At 67.9% G+C, this 17,206-nt stretch carries 22 protein-coding genes; 20 read left to right on the forward strand and 2 right to left on the reverse strand.

The genetic code is table 11. From position 1 onward, the window contains the following. Window positions 1–46 precede the first annotated feature (46 nt). From ACW178_RS07295 to ACW178_RS07380, 18 genes are all read left to right on the forward strand, one after another. A complete protein-coding gene (locus tag ACW178_RS07295; protein WP_054765094.1) occupies window positions 47–508 on the forward strand; it encodes a DUF4112 domain-containing protein in 462 nt (153 codons plus the stop codon). A 145-nt stretch (window positions 509–653) separates the two neighbouring features. Beyond that, complete coding sequence (locus ACW178_RS07300; RefSeq protein ID WP_492025015.1) at window positions 654–2,135, forward strand: DUF2793 domain-containing protein; 1,482 nt, start codon at window positions 654–656, stop codon at window positions 2,133–2,135. Next, window positions 2,132–2,287 (forward strand): hypothetical protein, encoded by a 156-nt coding sequence (locus tag ACW178_RS07305; protein WP_152949778.1) that lies wholly within the window; start codon window positions 2,132–2,134, stop codon window positions 2,285–2,287. The genes ACW178_RS07300 and ACW178_RS07305 overlap by 4 nt, the downstream gene beginning before the upstream one ends. Further along, window positions 2,284–2,571 carry a hypothetical protein gene (locus tag ACW178_RS07310; protein WP_152949779.1) on the forward strand — a complete coding sequence of 96 codons (288 nt, stop codon included), beginning with the start codon at window positions 2,284–2,286 and terminating at the stop codon, window positions 2,569–2,571. Before ACW178_RS07305 ends, ACW178_RS07310 begins: the two co-directional genes overlap by 4 nt. Next, complete coding sequence (locus ACW178_RS07315; protein ID WP_191555376.1) at window positions 2,568–2,951, forward strand: M15 family metallopeptidase; 384 nt, start codon at window positions 2,568–2,570, stop codon at window positions 2,949–2,951. Before ACW178_RS07310 ends, ACW178_RS07315 begins: the two co-directional genes overlap by 4 nt. Next, window positions 2,948–3,442, forward strand: a complete 495-nt coding sequence (locus ACW178_RS07320; RefSeq protein ID WP_191558725.1) for a hypothetical protein — start codon at window positions 2,948–2,950, stop codon at window positions 3,440–3,442. The genes ACW178_RS07315 and ACW178_RS07320 overlap by 4 nt, the downstream gene beginning before the upstream one ends. 357 nt (window positions 3,443–3,799) lie before the next feature. Next, the gene (locus ACW178_RS07325; RefSeq protein ID WP_183218177.1) at window positions 3,800–4,612 is read left to right on the forward strand and encodes a flagellin; all 813 of its coding nucleotides are present in this window, start codon (window positions 3,800–3,802) and stop codon (window positions 4,610–4,612) included. A gap of 298 nt (window positions 4,613–4,910) precedes the next feature. Beyond that, window positions 4,911–5,708 (forward strand): flagellin, encoded by a 798-nt coding sequence (locus ACW178_RS07330; protein WP_492025016.1) that lies wholly within the window; start codon window positions 4,911–4,913, stop codon window positions 5,706–5,708. 113 nt (window positions 5,709–5,821) lie between these two features. Then, window positions 5,822–6,640: a flagellin gene (locus ACW178_RS07335; protein ID WP_492025017.1), complete on the forward strand. Its 819-nt coding sequence runs from the start codon at window positions 5,822–5,824 to the stop codon at window positions 6,638–6,640. An 86-nt stretch (window positions 6,641–6,726) separates the two neighbouring features. After that, window positions 6,727–7,050, forward strand: coding sequence for a flagellar protein FlaG (locus tag ACW178_RS07340; RefSeq protein ID WP_224762229.1), 324 nt, complete (start codon window positions 6,727–6,729; stop codon window positions 7,048–7,050). A gap of 134 nt (window positions 7,051–7,184) precedes the next feature. Beyond that, the gene (locus ACW178_RS07345; protein WP_054765103.1) at window positions 7,185–8,102 is read left to right on the forward strand and encodes a flagellin N-terminal helical domain-containing protein; all 918 of its coding nucleotides are present in this window, start codon (window positions 7,185–7,187) and stop codon (window positions 8,100–8,102) included. A 62-nt stretch (window positions 8,103–8,164) separates the two neighbouring features. Further along, on the forward strand, window positions 8,165–10,867 hold the full coding sequence (locus ACW178_RS07350; RefSeq protein ID WP_191555378.1) for a transcriptional regulator: 2,703 nt from the start codon (window positions 8,165–8,167) through the stop codon (window positions 10,865–10,867). Window positions 10,868–10,945: 78 nt separating this feature from the next. Further along, complete coding sequence (locus tag ACW178_RS07355) at window positions 10,946–11,632, forward strand: hypothetical protein (protein ID WP_054765105.1); 687 nt, start codon at window positions 10,946–10,948, stop codon at window positions 11,630–11,632. Then, the gene (locus ACW178_RS07360) at window positions 11,632–12,054 is read left to right on the forward strand and encodes a PDC sensor domain-containing protein (protein WP_152949785.1); all 423 of its coding nucleotides are present in this window, start codon (window positions 11,632–11,634) and stop codon (window positions 12,052–12,054) included. Before ACW178_RS07355 ends, ACW178_RS07360 begins: the two co-directional genes overlap by 1 nt. Before the next feature lie 186 nt (window positions 12,055–12,240). Further along, window positions 12,241–12,735, forward strand: coding sequence for a single-stranded DNA-binding protein (gene ssb / locus ACW178_RS07365; RefSeq protein ID WP_054766868.1), 495 nt, complete (start codon window positions 12,241–12,243; stop codon window positions 12,733–12,735). Between the two features lie 77 nt (window positions 12,736–12,812). After that, window positions 12,813–13,202 (forward strand): thiol-disulfide oxidoreductase DCC family protein, encoded by a 390-nt coding sequence (locus ACW178_RS07370; protein WP_492025018.1) that lies wholly within the window; start codon window positions 12,813–12,815, stop codon window positions 13,200–13,202. Beyond that, on the forward strand, window positions 13,199–14,500 hold the full coding sequence (locus ACW178_RS07375; protein ID WP_287106484.1) for an SDR family oxidoreductase: 1,302 nt from the start codon (window positions 13,199–13,201) through the stop codon (window positions 14,498–14,500). The genes ACW178_RS07370 and ACW178_RS07375 overlap by 4 nt, the downstream gene beginning before the upstream one ends. Beyond that, on the forward strand, window positions 14,497–14,967 hold the full coding sequence (locus tag ACW178_RS07380) for a DUF2269 family protein (RefSeq protein ID WP_054765109.1): 471 nt from the start codon (window positions 14,497–14,499) through the stop codon (window positions 14,965–14,967). Before ACW178_RS07375 ends, ACW178_RS07380 begins: the two co-directional genes overlap by 4 nt. Window positions 14,968–14,970: 3 nt before the next feature. On the opposite strand, the gene ACW178_RS07385 is transcribed toward ACW178_RS07380, so the two are convergent. After that, on the reverse strand, window positions 14,971–15,351 hold the full coding sequence (locus tag ACW178_RS07385) for a type II toxin-antitoxin system VapC family toxin (RefSeq protein ID WP_287106482.1): 381 nt from the start codon (window positions 15,349–15,351) through the stop codon (window positions 14,971–14,973). Continuing rightward, the gene (locus ACW178_RS07390; RefSeq protein WP_287106480.1) at window positions 15,348–15,626 is read right to left on the reverse strand and encodes a type II toxin-antitoxin system Phd/YefM family antitoxin; all 279 of its coding nucleotides are present in this window, start codon (window positions 15,624–15,626) and stop codon (window positions 15,348–15,350) included. Before ACW178_RS07390 ends, ACW178_RS07385 begins: the two co-directional genes overlap by 4 nt. Window positions 15,627–15,722: 96 nt before the next feature. On the opposite strand from ACW178_RS07390, the gene ACW178_RS07395 reads away from it, so the two are divergent. Both ACW178_RS07395 and ACW178_RS07400 read left to right on the forward strand, forming a co-directional pair. Next, entirely contained in the window at window positions 15,723–16,643 is a 921-nt protein-coding gene (locus ACW178_RS07395) for a DMT family transporter (RefSeq protein WP_287106479.1), read from the forward strand. A gap of 29 nt (window positions 16,644–16,672) precedes the next feature. Further along, on the forward strand, window positions 16,673–17,203 hold the full coding sequence (locus ACW178_RS07400) for a DUF1003 domain-containing protein (RefSeq protein WP_054765113.1): 531 nt from the start codon (window positions 16,673–16,675) through the stop codon (window positions 17,201–17,203). The last annotated feature ends 3 nt before the right edge of the window (window positions 17,204–17,206 follow it).

A 17,206-nucleotide genomic window follows, 5' to 3' on the forward strand; every position in this document is an offset into this window, starting at 1 on the left:
AACGCTGTTGGCTGTGTCGCGTTGAGGCGCTGCGGTGGGGGGCGACATGGCCAGACGGTCGATCAAGGATATCGAGAAGATCTGGTCCAATGTCGAGGGCGTCAAGAAACTGTCGGACCGGGTCATCGGCATAGGTCCGGTCGGCTTCGGCATGGACGCCCTGCTGACCTGGGCGCCAGTGGTCGGCACGGCCTATACGGCGGGCACGGGCGCCTGGCTGCTGTTGCAGGGGATTCGGGCCAAGGCGGCGCCTGGGACGCTGGCCAGAATGGCGGCCTATATGGCGCTGGATACGGCGACGGGCACGGTCCCCATCGCCGGCGACCTGATCGACACCTTCTTCCCCGGCCAGCTGCTGGCGGCCAAGGCCCTGCAAAAGGACATCGAAACCAGCCACTGGGTCGAGGACTCCGAAGCCAACGCCCGGGCCAGCGGCGAGCATGAACGCCATCTGGAGACGGTCAGAAACCACAAGTCTCTGCGTCGTGTGGTCTATCTGCACGACTGAGCCCTATGGGCATGGGGGCTTGATCCCGCTGGGGGCGGGAAAAATGTTCAAGTGAAAACAATCTCGTAATCCGCACCTTCTCCGTCTGACGCGCCTGGGTTCGCGGCGGCGGCAGATTGGTCTCCGACGACAAACGGAGAGCGCGATGAGCGAAGATTTCACGGCGCGTCTGGGCCTGCCCTATCTGGCGGCGGGGCAGATGCAGAAGCATGTGACCCTGAACGCCGCCCTGAGCCGACTGGACGCTCTGGTGCAGACGGCGGTGATCAGCCGGTCGGTTTCGAACCAACCGGCCACGCCCGCGGACGGCGACCTCTACATCCTGCCGCAGGCGCCGGTCGGCCCGGCCTGGAGCGGGCGTCCGGCCGGCGCCCTGATGCGGTTCGAGGCGGGCGGCTGGGCCGAGGTCGCCGCGCCCGTGGGACTGATCGCCCTGGTTCTGGACGCGGGCGTGATCGTGGTCCGCAGCGCCGCCGGCTGGCGACCGCTGGGCGACTGTCTGGGCGAGGCCCAGGGCCTGTCGCGCCTGGGGGTGGGAACGACGGCGGACGCCGCAAACCCCCTGGCGATCAAGAGCAACGCCGCCCTGTTTACGGCGCGCGGCTCGGGCGAGGGCGGCGACGGCGATCTGCGCCTGACCCTGAACAAGGAGGCGGCGGGCGACGTGCTGTCGCTGCTGTTCCAGAGCGGATACGGCGGCCGGGCGGAACTGGGTCTGGTCGGCGACGAGGATCTGAGCCTGAAGGTCAGCGCCGACGGCGGCGGTTGGCGCCGCGCCTTCGCCGTGGATCGAGCGACGGGCAGGGTCGCCTTCGATCAAGGCGCCACCCGGCGCGAAACCAGCGTCTTCACTGCGGACGGCGTCTATGCCCCGCCGACCTGGGCGCGGTGGATCGAGGTCGTCTGCGTCGGCGGCGGCGGCGGGGGCGGATCGGGCATGGCGGGGCCTTCGGGAACGGCGCGGTTCGGCGGCGGCGGCGGCGGGGCGGGCGGCTTGAGCGAAGGACGCTGGGCGGTCGAGGATCTGGCGGGGACGCTGGTGCTGACGGTCGGGACCGGCGGAGCCGGCGGGGCCGCCGCTTCTGGGGCCGGGGCGGACGGCTCCAACGGAGGCTGGACCGCTCTGGGCGAGGGCGGAGGAATGCTGCTGAGCGCCGCCGGCGGCGCCGGGGGTCGGGGCGGGGGCGCGGCCGCCGGTCAGGGCGGCATCGGCGGCCTGGGGCTGCGCAGAGGCGATCCCGGCGGCGACAGTTCGATCACAGCGACGGCCCAAGGCGGGGGCGAAACCCTGTGTCCCGACGGCCCCGGCGGGGGCGGCGGGGGCGGGGGCCTGTCGACCGCCGATGCGCCCCGCGCGGGCGGGCCGGGCGGGATCGGCGGCTGGACCGGCCGACAAAGCCCCGGCGGAGCGGCGGGCCAGCCAGGTCAAACGCCCTCGACGCCCAAACTGGCCTGGGTCGGGGGGGGCGGGGGCGGCGGCGCCGCCCAGGCCGCAGGTCCGGGCGGGGCGGGCGGCCCAGGCGGCGGTTTCGGCGGCGGGGGCGGCGGGGGCGGCGGGGGCCTGAACCTGTCCGGCGCCGGGGGCGCAGGCGCGGGAGGCGTGATCCGCATCACGGCGATCGGATGAGCCGTTCGCCCGATGCGCCTGAACCGATCGAGGTCTTGGACAGGGACGCCTGGGATGCGCCGGAGGCGCTGAACGACTGGGATCGCCGCGCGCAAACCGGCTGGGACGGCCGACACTTCAGCGCGCCTTTTGATGAAGAGGACGAAGAATGATCAGACGCAGACGGCCGGTTTCGGACCGGTCTTTCAGTCCGCCCCTGGCGGAGGCGCGCTGGCTGTGGCGCAGGCTCTACGCCTTCATGGTCAGCGCCGGCCTGTGGGTCCTGCTGATGCGGACGGTGGGGCGAACGCCCCCCGAAATGCTGCCCAAGATGACGGACGGGCTGATGGGGCTGCTGGCCCTGATCCTGGTGCTCTATCTGGTCGCGCCGACGGCGCAGCAGTTGGCCGCCATGATCGCAACCGCCCGTCCTCGCCTGCCGGGAGGTCGGCCATGAGTTTCGAACTGTCCCAAAGCTCGCGCCGACGGCTCCTGGGCGTGCATCCCGCCCTGGTCGCCGTGGTCGAGGCCGCCATCGCGCGGAGCCCGGTCGATTTCCTGGTCACCGAGGGCGTTCGGACGCCCGAACGACAGGCGGCCCTGGTCGCCGCCGGCGCCAGCCGCACCCGACGCTCGCGCCATCTGACCGGCCACGCGGTCGATGTGGCGGCCCTGGTGGACGGCCGGATCCGCTGGGACTGGCCGCTCTACGGTCGGATCGCGGCGGCCTTCAAGGCGGCGGCCCAGGAGCTTGAGACCCCGATCATCTGGGGCGGCGACTGGCGGACCCTGCGGGACGGCCCCCATTTCGAACTGGATCGCAGGGTCTTTCCATGACCCCGGACGCTCTGAGGAAAGGTCTGCGGGCCGGGGGCTGGACGGCGGCCGTCGTTGCGGCCGTGGCGTTGACGGTCGCCCTGTTGGGCGGGCTGGGCTTTCGCTGGGATCCGCTGAACCTGGAGCAGCGCCGACGGGTTCGGGCCGAAGCCTGGGCGTCCGAGGCCGCAGCCTCGGCGAGGGCGGAGGGCGAGGCGCGGCGTCACGAGCAGGCGGGGACCGTCGCGCAACTCCGTCGATTGGAGCATTTCAAACAGCAGGAGACCCAGGCGACGCGGGCGACCGCCGTCGCCGTCTCCGAGGCGAAAAGGGCCGATGATGCAAACACTCTTCTGGAAAGCCGCCGCGCCGATCGTCTGCGCGCTCACGACCGCGAGCTGTGCCGGCTCGCCCCGGATCTCGCCGGTTGCGCCGCCGCGTCTGGCCTTGCCGGAGACGGCGAGCCGCCCCTGCGCCCTGGCGACCCTGCCGGCGGCGCCGACCCTGGCTGACCTTGAGGCCGCCTATATGTTGCGCGGCGCCCAGGTGCTGGCCTGTGACGGCGCTCGCCGGCTGGCGGTGGAGACGCTTCTGGCCGAGCGGGCGATGCAGGCTGCGGGACGGGCGTCCGTCCCGCCGCCTTAAGAAGGCATGGGGCAAAAACGACTCGGCAACTTCTGCCGCCGCTCGACAGAAGTTGCCGAGTTTTCCGCCTTTCCATCAACAACAAGGCATATAAATCAACGACTTGATGAAACGGCCTCGGCTCACCGGCTTGGCCCCGCCCTTGCTCTAGGGAGGGCGGAGCAAAATGCTCCCGACGCTAAAACGGCGTCGCACATGCACAGAAGTGAAAGAGGGCAGCCAAAATGGCGAGCATCAACACCAATTACGGCGCGTCCATCGCGCTGCAGAACCTGAACAAGACCAACGCCCAGTTGGAAATGACGCAAAACCGCGTCAACACGGGCATGAAGGTCTCCAGCGCCAAAGACAGCGGCGCCATCTACGCCATCGCCACCGGACAGCGCGCCAACATGGGCGCGATGGAGTCCGTGCGCGCCTCCCTGCAGCGCGGCCAGTCGATCGTCGATGTGGCCCTGGCCGCCGGCGATACGGTGACGGCCGCCCTGGAGGAGATGAAGGGGCTGGCGGTCAGCATCGCCGGTTCCACCGGGGCGACCCAGACCTCCTATCTGACGGACTTCCGCGCCCTGGGCGCCGAAATCACCTCGGCCCTGGCCGGCGCCGGCTTCGACGGGGTCAACCTGTGGACAGGCGCGACGGCGACCAATCTGATCAAGGACGTCAGCGGCGGCACGACCGCCATCGGCTTCACGGTCGCAGGCGGCATGGCCGCCGACACGGCCATCACCACCATCACCAACCAATCCATCGCCGCCGGCGCCGCGACGACGGGCGCGGTCGACGCCGCCATCGCCAAGGTGACGGAAGCCCTGTCGACCCTGGGCACCCAGTCCAAGTCGGTCGGTCGGCAAGTGACCTTCCTGAACAAGCTGCAGGACGCGACCGAGGCGGGCATCGGCAATCTGGTGGATGCGGATCTGGCCAAGGAAAGCGCGCGCCTGACCGCCCTGCAGACCAAGCAACAGCTGGGCGTGCAGGCGCTGTCGATCGCCAACTCCTCCAGCCAGACCCTGCTGAGCCTCTTCCGCAACTAGGTCGGCCCTGAAGGCTGGCCCTGAAGGCCGCGTCTGAGGGCCGACGCCGCCCCGTTCGAGGGTCGTTCGTCGGGTCCTTTTGGGGCTCGGGTCGGCAAGATGTGCCCAGTGAACGGCGGGGGTCGGCAAATTCTGCCGGGCAAGAAGGAGGGTGAATCAATAGTAAACTAATGAAAACAGTGGCTTACCGTGACTTCTCGCCGTCGCCTCTGGCCCGGCAATTGCTTCTTACCCACTGAGCAAAAAGCTCCCTTCGCCAAAAGGGCGAAGGAATTCACGAAGTGAAAGGAACGCCAAAATGGCGAGCATCAATACGAACTACGGCGCGTCCATCGCGCTGCAGAACCTGAACAAGACCAACTCAGAGTTGGAGCGGACCCAAAACCGCATCAACACCGGCATGAAGGTCTCGTCGGCCAAGGACAGCGGGGCGATCTTCGCCATCGCCACGTCCCAACGGGCCGCCGCCGCTTCGCAAGACGCGGTACGCAGCTCGATCCAGCGCGGCCAATCCATCGTCGACGTGGCCCTGGCCGCCGGCGATACGATCACGGCCGCTCTGGAAGAGCAGAAGGCCCTGGCGGTCAGCATCGCCGGATCCACCGGCGCCGCCCAGACCTCCTATCTGGCGGAATACAACGCCCTGGGTACGGAAATCGCCAGCGCCCTGTCCGGCGCGACGTTTGACGGGGTCAATCTGTTCTCCGCCAACGCCGCCGCGATCACGGTGCAGACCGGGCCGTCGACCACCTATACGCTGAAGGCCATCGCCGGCGCCGCCACCTCGGTCGCCACGACGACGACGGCGACGTCTGGCGATGCGGCGACCCTGGGCGCGACGGTGGACGGGGCCATTACGGCCTTCACCGCCATCCTGTCCGACTTCGGCACCAAGTCCAAGTCGCTGGGGCGTCAGATCAGCTTCGTCAACAAGCTTCAGGACGCTCTTGAAGCCGGCGTGGGCAATCTGGTGGACGCCGACCTGGCCAAGGAAAGCGCCAAGCTGACCGCCCTGCAGACCAAGCAACAGCTGGGCGTGCAGGCGCTGTCGATCGCCAACTCCTCCAGCCAGACCCTGCTGAGCCTCTTCCGCTAAGGCCCGGAGGCCCGGTCGCCTCGGCGGCCGAGTCAAGGCTTTGAAACCCCGAGCAAAATGCTCCCGACGCCAAAACGGCGTCGGCCCTCACAAAGTGAAGAAGGAACGCCAAAATGGCGAGTGTGAACACCAACTACGGCGCGTCCATCGCGCTGCAGAACCTGAACAAGACCAACTCGGAGTTGGAGCGGACCCAAAACCGCATCAACACCGGCATGAAGGTCTCGTCGGCCAAGGACAGCGGGGCGATATTCGCCATCGCCACGTCCCAACGCGCCGCCGCCAGCGCTCAGGACTCAGTCCGCAGCTCGATCCAGCGCGGCCAATCCATCGTCGACGTGGCCCTGGCCGCCGGCGATACGATCACGGCCGCTCTGGAAGAGATGAAGGGCCTGGCCGTCAGCATCGCCGGTTCCACCGGCTCGGCCAAGACCTCCTATGAGAACGAGTTCGCGGCCCTGGGTCAGGAAATCAAGAGCGCGCTGGACGGCGCCAGCTTCGACGGGGTCAACCTGTTGAAGACGGCCTCAACCGGCGGCACTGCGGTCAACGTCCGTATCGGCACGGGCGCCACCGACACCAAGACCATCGGCATCACGACCGATCTCAGCGCCAATACGGACCTGGCCAAGTTCACGGCCGCGTCTCCGACGGTGGCTGACTTCACCTCGGCCAACGTCGATCTGGTGATGACGGCCGTGACGACGGCCCTGTCGACCCTGGGCACCCAGTCCAAGTCGCTGGGGCGCACCATCAGCTTCGTCAACAAGCTTCAGGACTCCCTTGAAGCCGGCGTGGGCAATCTGGTGGACGCCGACCTGGCCAAGGAAAGCGCCAAGTTGACCGCCCTGCAGACCAAGCAACAGCTGGGCGTGCAGGCGCTGTCGATCGCCAACTCGTCGAGCCAAACCCTGCTCGGCCTGTTCCGCTAAGGCGAGCGGCCGGGGCGGTTTCGCGACCGCCCCGGCCATCGTCCTCGTTTCATCAAGGAGACGCGGAGTGATCCGCGCAAGGAGCCATGACGGAGAATGTCGCCAGAATAAGCAGCGCTCTTGCACCCGTCGCACCCGCCAAGGCGGCCGAAGCCTCCTTGGAGGTGAAGCCCGTGAACGCCTCGGCCGCCGCGCCGACCGCGGATGAAGCGCCCCAGACGCCCAACAGTCTTGCAGACGCCGGACGCTATCGTCTGACGATCGAGGCGGTCGGTCGTCACCGCTTTGTCTACAAGGTTCTGGATCGGGTGACGGGCGAGGTGATCCGCCAACTGCCTCGCGAAGACGTCGAGAAGCTGATCAGCGATCCGACCTATCGCGGAGGCCGGGTGGTCGACACCGCCGTCTGAGCCGGCGGGAGAGCCTGAATTTTTTAACGCCGCCGGCCCGCCGGACGGCGCAATCATGGTTTCCGGGGCGTTAACCATCCGCTCACGACTCATGATTAATACTGGCAGGAACAGAAAGTCCGGGGCTTGAAGCCATGACCAGCAGTATCCACACCAACACCTCGGCGATGATCGCCCTGCAGAACCTGAATCGCACCAGCGAGAACCTGGCGTCGACGCAGAGCCGGGTGAATACGGGACTGAAGGTGCAGGGCGCCAAGGACAATGCTGCGGTGTGGGCTGTGGCCCAGGGCCAGCGGGCGGACCGAGGGTCGCTGGAGGCGGTCACCACCAGCCTGAACCGCGCCACCTCGATCGCCGACGTCTCCCTGGCCGCCGGGGAGCAGATTTCGGACATCCTCCTGGAGCTGAAGCAGAAGGCCACTGCGGCTGCCGACCCCAGCGCCACGGCGGCGACGCGCGCCTCCTACGATCAGGAATTCCAGTCGCTGCTGAAGTCGATCCAGTCGTTCGCCGACAACGCCATCTTCGACGGCGCCAATATTCTGGACGGCTCGGCGACGGCGGATCTGAACTTTCTCGCCAGCGCCGACGGCAATGAGACGATCGCCTTGAAGCGTCAGAACCTCGGCCTGGTGGGCTTGGGTCTGGCGGCCAACTCCTTCGATTCCGATCCCGCCACCGCCGGCGTTCAGGCCTGGACCAACAACGCCGCCACGCCGGAAGACGAAACCCTGCTGAATGCCGCGCCCGACCTGCTGACCCAGGAAAAGGCCAAGTTCGCCCTTCAGCGGATCGATGCGGCCATCACCGTCGCCGGCTCGCGCCTGTCGGAACTGGGCGCCCAGGCCAAACAGATCGAACGCCACACCACCTATGTCGGCAAGCTGTCGGATTCGCTGGAGGCGGGCATCGGCAATCTGGTGGACGCCGACCTGGCCAAGGAAAGCGCGCGGCTTCAAGCCCTGCAGGTCCAGCAGCAGCTGGGGGTTCAGGCCCTGGCGATCGCCAACCAGGCGCCGCAGATGATCCTGTCGCTGTTCAAGGGCTGATAGGGCGACTTAACAGCTCGTTATCGCTTGCGTCGTAGGCTGCCCCTGAGCGGAGCCGCGCTATGATAAGCAACAGCTATTTGCTAGGTCTGTATGGGATTTCGGCGGACTCGTCCTCGCTGATCGGCGCCTCTGCGACTCCGGCCAAGGCCAAGAAGACCCAGCCCACCGCGCCCTGGGCCAATTCCTCTGCTGCGACGGCGCCCAAGGCCAGCGACCTGGTGCGGGCGGCCCTGGCCGGGCGCAAGGTGATCGACGAGAGCGCCGTCGATCTGGATATGGCGGGCGCGTCCCCCGACTATCGCAAGCTTTTCGCCATCTACCAGGGACTGAACACGCTGAGCGCCCTGGCGGATCGCGCCGACGACAAGGGGTTGACCAAGCTCGAGGCGGATCAGCTGAACCGGCGCTTCTCCGCCGGTCTCGAAGAGGTGTCCAAATATCTCCAGACTGCCAAGTTCGAGGATTTGAAGGTCGTTCAGGGCGTCTCTAAAACCAGTGTGAAGACCGGCTACGCCCAGGAAAAGGCGCCCGCCAGCTTCGTCGCCAAGCCGATCCATGAGGGCGCCCTGGATGCGCCGGTCGCCGCCTTCGCCGGCGACGTCAAGTTCGCCATGTCGGTCAAGAGCGCCACGGGAACCGTCTCGGTGTCCATGGACCTGTCGGAGATGGGCGATACGACGCGCACCCTGGACAATGTCGTGGCCTATATGAACGGCAAGCTGGAAGCGGCCGGGGTAGCCAGCCGCATGGGCCGCGAAATGATCAAGGTCGAGCCCAAGACGATCAAGAGCGGCGACAAGACCATCACCCTGCCGGCGGGGCCGGACCAGTGGGCGTTGAAGGTCTGGGGTTCTTCCGGGGAGACCGTCTCCTATCAGGCCGTCGATACGTCTGACGCCGTCTATGTGACGCAGAATGTCGGCGGGACGACGGGTTCGAGCCAGCTTTTGAAGTTTCAGACGGACGGGGGCGCCGCCCCGACGCCGCAGCAGGGCGTGGCTGACCCCTTCTGGGTCGAAGGCCGGGTGGGCCGATCCGAACTTCCGCCGGGCGTCGAATCCGTCCGCGACAGCGTGACGACCGCCGACGGCTCGGTTTGGGTGTTGGCTGACCTGAAGGCGGGGGAGGCCAATCAGCCCATCAAGGGGACGCGCGACGTCGCCCTGATGAAGTACGACAGCGCCGGAAATCTGGTGCAGACCAAGCTCCTGGGCGCCGCCAGCAAGGCCAACGGCTTTTCTCTGGCGGCGGCGGCAGACGGCCGCATCGCTGTCGCGGGCTCTGTCACCGGGGCCCTTGAGCCGGGCAAGAGCGGGGCCGATGCGGCTGTGGCCGACAGTTTCGTCACCGTCTTCGACAGTTCGGGCCAGGAGCTTTGGACCCAACGCCGCGGCGCGAAGGCGGCGGACGAAGCGACCCAGGTGGGCTTCGGCGCCGACGGCCTGGTCTATGTCGCGGGTCGGTCGAAGTCGGCCATGCCGGGCACGATGGCTCTCGGCGGCTGGGACAGCTATGTCCAGACCTTTTCCCAGACCGCGCCGAATCGAAAAGGCGTCGTGACGGCGATCAACATGTCCACCCAGCAGTTCGGTACGGGCGGAGATGACTCGATCCAGGCCATGACCGTGTCCGGCGCGGATCTGTTCACCGCCGGCGTGGAGAACGGCCGCGCGGTGGTTCGCCGGTTCACGCTGGACGCCTCGGGCGTTCCCACCCTGGCCGCGACGCGCGACCTGGGATCGGCCAGCGGCAAGATCGCGGGAATCTCCGTCGAAAACGGCAAGGTGGTGCTGACGGGGGAAACCAGCAATCCGGCCCTGGACCTGGGAACCCCGATCCAGGCGCATGCGGGGGGCACGGACGTCTTCGTCGCCGCCTTCTCGACCGATCTTCAGGACACCGGCGCCGATCGCCTGACCTATTTCGGCGGGGCGGGGGACGACACCGCCGCCGATGTCGAGGTGCGCAACGGCAAGGTTTGGATCACCGGCTCCAACCGGGACGAGGGGGCGACAAAGACCGATCCGACGCGCGCCTATCTGGCGCGGCTGGATCTGGCGACGGGCGCGGTGGAGTCCAACCAGACCTGGCGCGCCGACGGCGACCAGGCCAAACCCGCCAGCCTCAGCATCGTCTCCGGCGGCGCCAGCGTTCTGGATCGGCTGGGCTTGCCGCAGGGCGAAGTCATGCAGGCGGACTCCAAACTTCTGACCGTGGCGACCTCCGCCCGTGTCGGGGATCAGTTCTCGATTACCCCGGCCGGCGGGGGGCGAGCCCTGACCGTCACCATCGAAGCCAAGGATACGCTGGACACCCTGGCCAAGAAGATTTCCGTCGCCTCGGGGCGTCAGCTGGAGGCCAAGATCGTCTCCGACCTGAAATCGAATCCGCCGACCCAGAGGCTGCAGATCACCCCCGCGGCCAATCGCGAGGGCGCGGTCATCACGGCCGGACCCGCCGGCAAGGATGCTCTGGCCGCCCTGGGTCTGACGCCCGGCCTCATCAGCAAAACGGCGACGAGCGACAAGAAGACGATCGGGCTGAATCTGCCCAACACTCTGAATCTGAACGACGCCGCCTCGATCAAGGCCGCGAACGACGCCCTGGCCGCCGCCCTGACGGCGGTCCGCTCCGGCTATCGCGCCCTGGCTCCCTCCACTGGGACGATCACCAACACCCAGACGAACAAGGGGTCGTCCACCGTCTATCAGCAGACCCAACTGGCCAACTATCAGGCGGCGCTCAGCCGTCTTGTCGGCTGATTGCGAAGGCGCGTGGTTCCCGGTTGACGGCCGGCGCCGGTTCCGGGTTATTGGACGCCTCAGTCGCGAAAGTTCGCCATGGCCCTTCCTCAAGACAATCGCGTCATCATCGCCGTCGGCGCCGGACTGGTGATCATCGCCGCCGTCGTGCTGGCTCTGATCTTCACCAGCGGCGGCGACAAGACCCCCCAGACGCCGCCTGCGGCCAAGGGCGGTCTGACGGTCGATCTGGCCGACGCGCCCACCCTGGAGCCCACGCGCGAGCTGCGCTGCTTCGTGGACGGCCGGTTCGTGGGCATGGCGACCCTGGCGGACTGCGCCCAGCGCAACGGCCTGGCGACCGACGCCCTGGACGTCGGCATTGACGAAACGGGCGCCCTGGCCGCCGCGCCGACCGCCGCCTTCGCCCCGCCGCCGGAGCTGCCGTCCGTCGAACTGGCCCAGGCGGAACCCGCGCCGCACATGGAACCCAAGCCCACGACGCCCAGCGCGCCTGCGTCTTCAGCGCCGGCGACGGCGGGCGCGCAGTGTCTGCGCCACACCGGCTCAGACTGGCGCGTCCTGTCCAGCGGCATGAGCCTGAACGCCTGCGTCCAGGCCCTTTACGCCGGAACCTGCGTCCGTCCCGGCGACGCCCAGTACGGCCGCTGGGGCGAGACCACCCTGCGTCTGGTGCCGCGTCGCGTGGAACAGTCCAGCGACAACACCCGTTTCCGCACCTTGGCGGAGCAGGACCGCAACTGCCAATTCCCGGGTCTGAACTGATGCGCGTGCTCGCCCTTTCGATGATCGCCGCGGCCGCTCTGGGCGCCTGCTCCAACGCGCCGAAGTTCGAGTTCCAGCCCGGCGTCTGCTATTTCGTCGCCACGCCGGACGGACAGCCGCCGCGGCTTCAGAAGATGAGCGAAAACGTCGCCCAGATCGAACTGTGCGCCGCCCAGCTGGAGGAGATGCGCCTGCGCTTTCTGCGCATGGGCGGATCGAACCAGGAGGTGGCCGGCGCCTATCAGGGCCGCTTCATCTTCATCGACCGGGAAGGGGTGAAGTTCGGCAAGAGCCTGACCGGCAGCCGCTTCTTCGCCATGGCCCGCACCGGCGACGGGCGGTTGGCGATACCGGGTGCGATCCAGAGGGACGAGACGGGCCGGCCCGTCGCCGTCGCCGCCCCGCCGCCCGAGACGCCCTAACCGCTCAGCAAGTCCCTGCCGAGGGACTTGCGGCGCTCGAACAAAAGTGGAACAAAGCCTTAATCCACCGTTTTGGCGGGTTGGGCGTCGAATGCGGCTGACGGTGATCCGCAGCGGCTCTAAGACATCCGACTGAATTTGAAGGGCGGGCGAGGTGATCGCCGGTCTGGTGAGAAGGAAGTTTCCATGGCGGGCAGCGTCAACAAGGTCATTCTGGTCGGCAATCTGGGCCGCGATCCTGAAATCCGGTCGATGCCGAACGGCGACCGCATCGCCAACCTGTCCATCGCCACCTCGGAAACCTGGCGCGACAAGTCGACCGGCGAGCGCAAGGAAAAGACCGAGTGGCACCGGGTCGTCATCTTCAACGACAACATCGTCAAGGTGGTCGAAAACTATGTGAAGAAGGGCTCGACCGTCTATGTCGAGGGCGCGCTCCAGACCCGGAAGTGGACCGACCAGCAGGGCGTGGAGAAATATTCGACCGAGATCGTGGTCAGCCGCTTCAAGGGCGAACTGACCATGCTGGGCGGCCGGTCCGAGGGCGGCGCCTCTCAGGGCGGCGGTTACGGCGGCGGTCGCGGCGACGACGACTATTCCTCGGGCTTCTCCACCGGCGGCGCCAACCGCCCCAGCGGCCCCAAGGAAAGCTACGACCTGAACGACGACATTCCCTTCTAAGCGCTCGAGGTGGGGCGGGGGCCTTACAGCTATCGTGAGGATCCCGCCGTGCCGGTGTTCCCGGACGACCCCGGCCCGTGGTTCTTTTCGATGGGGATTGCGCGCTCTGCTCCAGCTCGGCGCGCAAAATCCTGACGGCCGACCGGGCCGGGCTGTTCCGTTTGGCGCCGACCCAGTCGGCTCTGGGGCAGGCTTTGTTGACGCATTACGGCGTCAGCCCCGACGACCCCGCCACCATGCTGCTGATCCAGGACGGGGTGGCGCGCGAACGCTCCGACGCCGTTCTGGCCATCGTCGCCCAACTGCCTGCACCCTATCGGTGGGCGACCATCGGTCGGATCGCGCCCCGGTTCATTCGCGACCGGCTGTATGATTTCGTGGCGCGTCGCCGTCGCCGGTTTCCGGGTGCGACCTGGTGCGCCCTCCCTCCGGCAAGCGTCGATCTGAAGGACAGAGTGCTGGGATGAGCGGTCGCGTGCTGGTGCTGGGCGCCAACGGCTTCATCGGCTCGCACGTGGCGGCGGCCCTGTCCGCAGAAGGCTGGAGCTTAAGAGCGGGCGCGCGGCGTATCGCCGAACCGTCCCGTCGCGCCCCGAGGTTCGACTGGGTCGCGGCCGACTTTTCGAAACTGACGACGGTCCAGGCCTGGGCGCCGCTTCTGGAGGGGGTGTCGGCCGTGGTGAACTGCGTCGGCGTCCTGCAGGACGGCGGCGGCGACAGCACCCGCGCCGCCCATGTCGACGGCCCGCGCGCCCTGATCGCGGCGTGCGAGGCGGCCGGCGTCGCCCGGCTGATCCATATCTCCGCCGTCGGCGCCGATGAAGCGGCCGGCACGGCCTACGCCCGCACCAAGGCCGAGACCGAACGCCTAGTCGCGGACAGTGCGCTGGACTGGCTGATCCTGCGGCCGTCGCTGGTGGTGGACCGCGCGGCCTTCGGCGGCGCCGGCCTGATCCGGGCGCTGGCGGCCTTTCCGCTGTTTTCGCCCGTCGTCGGCGGCGACCAGATCTTCCGTCCGATCCCCCTGGGCGATCTCACCGCCGCCGTCGTCGCAGTCTTGCGCCCCGGCGCCCCGTCGCGCCTGACCCTGGACATGCCGGGGGCGGAGGCGGTCACCATGGCCGAGACGGTGCGCCTCTATCGCGGCTGGCTGGGCTTGAAGCCGGCGCCGGTCCTTCGCATTCCCCGCGCCCTGGCCGCGCCCGCCCTGGCGATCGGCGATCTGCTGGGACGGCTGGGCTGGTCCTCGCCGATCCGCACCACGGCCATGCGCCAGATGGATCACGACGTCGCCGGTCGCGACAGCGGCTGGGCCGAGCGGCTGGGCGTATCGTCGCGCGGCTTCTCCCGCTTTCTGGCCGAGACCCCGGCCTCGGTCCAGGACGTCTGGCACGCCCGCCTGTGGTTCGTCCGCCCGATTTCGATCCTGACCCTGGGCCTGTTCTGGCTGATCACCGGCCTGATCAGTTTCGGCCCGGGCTGGAGCGGCGCCGTCGCCATACTGCACGAAGGCGGCTACGGCCGCTGGGCGGGGCCGATCGCCGGGTGGGGCGCCCTGCTGGACGTGGTTCTGGGCCTGGCCCTGTTCGTGCGGCCCTGGACGGCGCGGGCGGCGATCCTCATGTGCGTGGCCACCGTGGGCTATCTGATCGCCGGCAGCCTCAGCCTGCCGCACTACTGGATCGACCCCTTGGGGCCGTGGCTGAAAGTCCTGCCGATGATGGCCCTCTGCCTGTTCGTCGCCGCCACGGACTCCCGTCGATGAGCCTCTATTTCGCGCTGAAGATCATCCACATCCTGTCCGGCGCCGTCCTGTTCGGCACAGGCGCAGGCATCGCCTTCTTCATGCTGCGCGCCCACGCCACGCGCGACGCCAGGACGGTGGCCGAGGTCGGCCGTATCGTGGTCCTGGCCGATTTCGTCTTCACCGCCACCGCCGTCGTGGTCCAGCCGATCAGCGGCCTGGGCCTGATCCATCTGCAGGGCTGGTCCCTGACCAGTCCCTGGCTGCTGGCGGCTTACGGGCTCTATGTTTTTGTCGGCCTCTGCTGGCTGCCGGTCGTCTGGATCCAGTACCGGATGATGGAATTGGCCCAGCAGGCGGCGGGGCAGGGGGCGGCCCTGCCGCCGGCCTATCATCGCCTGTTCCGCTGGTGGTTCGCCCTGGGCTGGCCCGCCTTCGCCGGCGTCCTGGCCATCTATTGGCTGATGGTCGCCAAGCCGACGTTCTAAGTTCTACCAGACCGCTTGATCGAAATGGCGCAGGATCACCCGGTCGGCGGTGATCAGCGTCGCCCCGTCGGCCATGGCGTTGGCGACGATCAGCCGGTCGAACGGATCGCGCGTCCAGGCGAAGCGGCAGGCGGCCTCGGCGACGGCGGCGGCCGAGGCGTCCGACAACTCCAGATCCAGACGCTCCTGAAGGTCATGCAGCAGAAGGTCGGCCGTCTTCAGCTTGACCCGACCGATCTCGATCAGGATTTCGATCTCCACCACGACCAAGGGGGACAGACGCAAGTCGCGAGCCCGCGCCAACTGCGCCTTCGCCCCACGGCTGATCTGCCGATCCAGTCGGTAATAGAGCCAGAGGGCGACCTGGGTGTCGAGATGGATCACTTGTCGCCGAAGTCGAACTTGGCGTCAGGGTCCCAGGTCCAATGGCTCTTGTTGGTGTCGATATCGTCGGGGCAGTCGTCGGCGCCCTCCCGCACGCCCTGGGCCATATAGGCGTCCCAGCGTTCCTCGGGCGTCAACTTGCGTTCGACCGCCTCGGCGACCAGGGTCAGCCGCCGTCCGCCGCGCCGGATCACCAGCGGCTCGCCGGTTTCCAGCACGCTGTCGACCAGCCGGAACAGGTCTTTGCGCAGGGCGGTCAGGGTGACTTCGGTCATATGTACATGTTGGGCGTCAGGCCTGTACATGTCAATGCAACGCCCGGACACGGCATGTGAAGGGCGTTCAGGCGCGGGCCGTGCCATAGGCGGGGCATGTCCGACGCCGCCGCCGCCCCGCCGCCTGCAAAGCCCCATGCCCTGACCGGGCTGGAGATCGCCGCCATCGTGGCGATCATCATCGTCTGGGGCGTGAACAATGCGGGCGCCAAGCTGGCGACCGAGACCCTGCCGCCGCTTCTGGTCGGGGCGATCCGGTTCGGCATCGCCACCGCCTGCCTGATCGTCTTCGTTCGCCCGCCCTTTCCGGACTGGCGCAGCCTGACCCTGATCGTCCTGCTGGGCGGGCCGATCCAATATGGTCTGGCCTATACCGCCTACTGGTTGGCCACCGACGTCAGTCCGGTCACCGTGGCCAACCAGTTGTGGATTCCCTTTACGGCCCTGTTCGCCTTCCTGATCCTGGGCGAGCGGCTGAACAAGGCGGCCCTGGTCGGCATGGGGGTGGCCTTTGTCGGCGTGGCCTGGATGACCCTGGACGCCCATGCGCTTCAGGACTGGAAGGCCATTCTGGTCGCCATTGCGGCGGGCGCCGCCTGGGGCGTGACGACGGTGGTCGCGCGGCGCACCACCTCGATCCCGCCGCTGAAGATGCAGGGTCTTCTGGCGCTGGGCGCCTTTCCGGTCATGGCCTTCGGCTCGGCGGTGTTCGAACACGGCCAGTGGGAGGCGGTGAAGGCCGCCACCCCCCTGGTCTGGGCCTCGCTGCTGTGGGCCGGGATCACCTCGTCCGTGCTGGCGACCACCCTGCTGTTCTGGCTGGTGCAGAGGCGCGAGGCCGGCCGGGTCACGCCCTATCTGCTGGTGACGCCGGTCGTGTCCATGCTGATCGGCTGGGGCTTCATGGGGGACGTGCTGACGCCCCAGATCCTGACCGGTTCGGCCATCGCCATGGGCGGGGTGGCCCTGGTGGCCCTGGCCGAACGGGGCTTGCGCGCGGGGGCCGCCAAGGCTTGATCTGGGGCGCAAGCCTCAGGAGCCCGCCCTTGTCCCACGCCCCGATTGACGCCGACCATCTGTCCCGCCGCTGGCTGGGCAAGGCCAAACACGATCTGCCCGCAAACGCCGCCAGCGTGATGCAGAGCACCGCCGACCGACGTCCCATTTCCGAGGACGTCAACACCGCCTTTCAGGGGCGTCAGACCTTCGGCGACCGACTGGCGGATCGGGTCGCCGCCTTCGGCGGATCCTGGCCCTTCATCATCGCCTTCGGCGTGTTTCTGGCGGTCTGGACCGCCGGGAACCTGCTGTTGCGCAAGGCCGCCTTTGATCCCTATCCCTTCATCTTCCTGAACCTGGTCCTGTCCATGCTGGCGGCGGTGCAGGCGCCCGTGATCATGATGAGCCAGAACCGCCAGGCGGCGAAGGACCGGCTGGACGCCAGCAACGACTATCAGGTCAATCTGAAGGCCGAGATCGAGATCATGGCCTTGCTGGACAAGGTTGAGCAGCTGGCGACGCGCCAGGAGGAACAGACCCGCATGATCGAGCGGTTGCTGATCCAGAAGGGGCGATGACGC

The sequence above is a fragment of the Brevundimonas sp. AVps4 genome (assembly GCF_058681525.1).

What these genes read in the sequence shown, in the direction of transcription:
- ACW178_RS07295 (WP_054765094.1), top strand. Translation starts at nt 47, where the DNA reads ATGGCCAGACGGTCGATCAAGGATATCGAGAAGATCTGGTCCAATGTC.
- ACW178_RS07300 (WP_492025015.1), top strand. Translation starts at nt 654, where the DNA reads ATGAGCGAAGATTTCACGGCGCGTCTGGGCCTGCCCTATCTGGCGGCG.
- ACW178_RS07305 (WP_152949778.1), top strand. Translation starts at nt 2,132, where the DNA reads ATGAGCCGTTCGCCCGATGCGCCTGAACCGATCGAGGTCTTGGACAGG.
- ACW178_RS07310 (WP_152949779.1), top strand. Translation starts at nt 2,284, where the DNA reads ATGATCAGACGCAGACGGCCGGTTTCGGACCGGTCTTTCAGTCCGCCC.
- ACW178_RS07315 (WP_191555376.1), top strand. Translation starts at nt 2,568, where the DNA reads ATGAGTTTCGAACTGTCCCAAAGCTCGCGCCGACGGCTCCTGGGCGTG.
- ACW178_RS07320 (WP_191558725.1), top strand. Translation starts at nt 2,948, where the DNA reads ATGACCCCGGACGCTCTGAGGAAAGGTCTGCGGGCCGGGGGCTGGACG.
- ACW178_RS07325 (WP_183218177.1), top strand. Translation starts at nt 3,800, where the DNA reads ATGGCGAGCATCAACACCAATTACGGCGCGTCCATCGCGCTGCAGAAC.
- ACW178_RS07330 (WP_492025016.1), top strand. Translation starts at nt 4,911, where the DNA reads ATGGCGAGCATCAATACGAACTACGGCGCGTCCATCGCGCTGCAGAAC.
- ACW178_RS07335 (WP_492025017.1), top strand. Translation starts at nt 5,822, where the DNA reads ATGGCGAGTGTGAACACCAACTACGGCGCGTCCATCGCGCTGCAGAAC.
- ACW178_RS07340 (WP_224762229.1), top strand. Translation starts at nt 6,727, where the DNA reads ATGACGGAGAATGTCGCCAGAATAAGCAGCGCTCTTGCACCCGTCGCA.
- ACW178_RS07345 (WP_054765103.1), top strand. Translation starts at nt 7,185, where the DNA reads ATGACCAGCAGTATCCACACCAACACCTCGGCGATGATCGCCCTGCAG.
- ACW178_RS07350 (WP_191555378.1), top strand. Translation starts at nt 8,165, where the DNA reads ATGATAAGCAACAGCTATTTGCTAGGTCTGTATGGGATTTCGGCGGAC.
- ACW178_RS07355 (WP_054765105.1), top strand. Translation starts at nt 10,946, where the DNA reads ATGGCCCTTCCTCAAGACAATCGCGTCATCATCGCCGTCGGCGCCGGA.
- ACW178_RS07360 (WP_152949785.1), top strand. Translation starts at nt 11,632, where the DNA reads ATGCGCGTGCTCGCCCTTTCGATGATCGCCGCGGCCGCTCTGGGCGCC.
- ssb (WP_054766868.1), top strand. Translation starts at nt 12,241, where the DNA reads ATGGCGGGCAGCGTCAACAAGGTCATTCTGGTCGGCAATCTGGGCCGC.
- ACW178_RS07375 (WP_287106484.1), top strand. Translation starts at nt 13,199, where the DNA reads ATGAGCGGTCGCGTGCTGGTGCTGGGCGCCAACGGCTTCATCGGCTCG.
- ACW178_RS07380 (WP_054765109.1), top strand. Translation starts at nt 14,497, where the DNA reads ATGAGCCTCTATTTCGCGCTGAAGATCATCCACATCCTGTCCGGCGCC.
- ACW178_RS07390 (WP_287106480.1), bottom strand. Translation starts at nt 15,626, where the DNA reads ATGACCGAAGTCACCCTGACCGCCCTGCGCAAAGACCTGTTCCGGCTG.
- ACW178_RS07395 (WP_287106479.1), top strand. Translation starts at nt 15,723, where the DNA reads ATGTCCGACGCCGCCGCCGCCCCGCCGCCTGCAAAGCCCCATGCCCTG.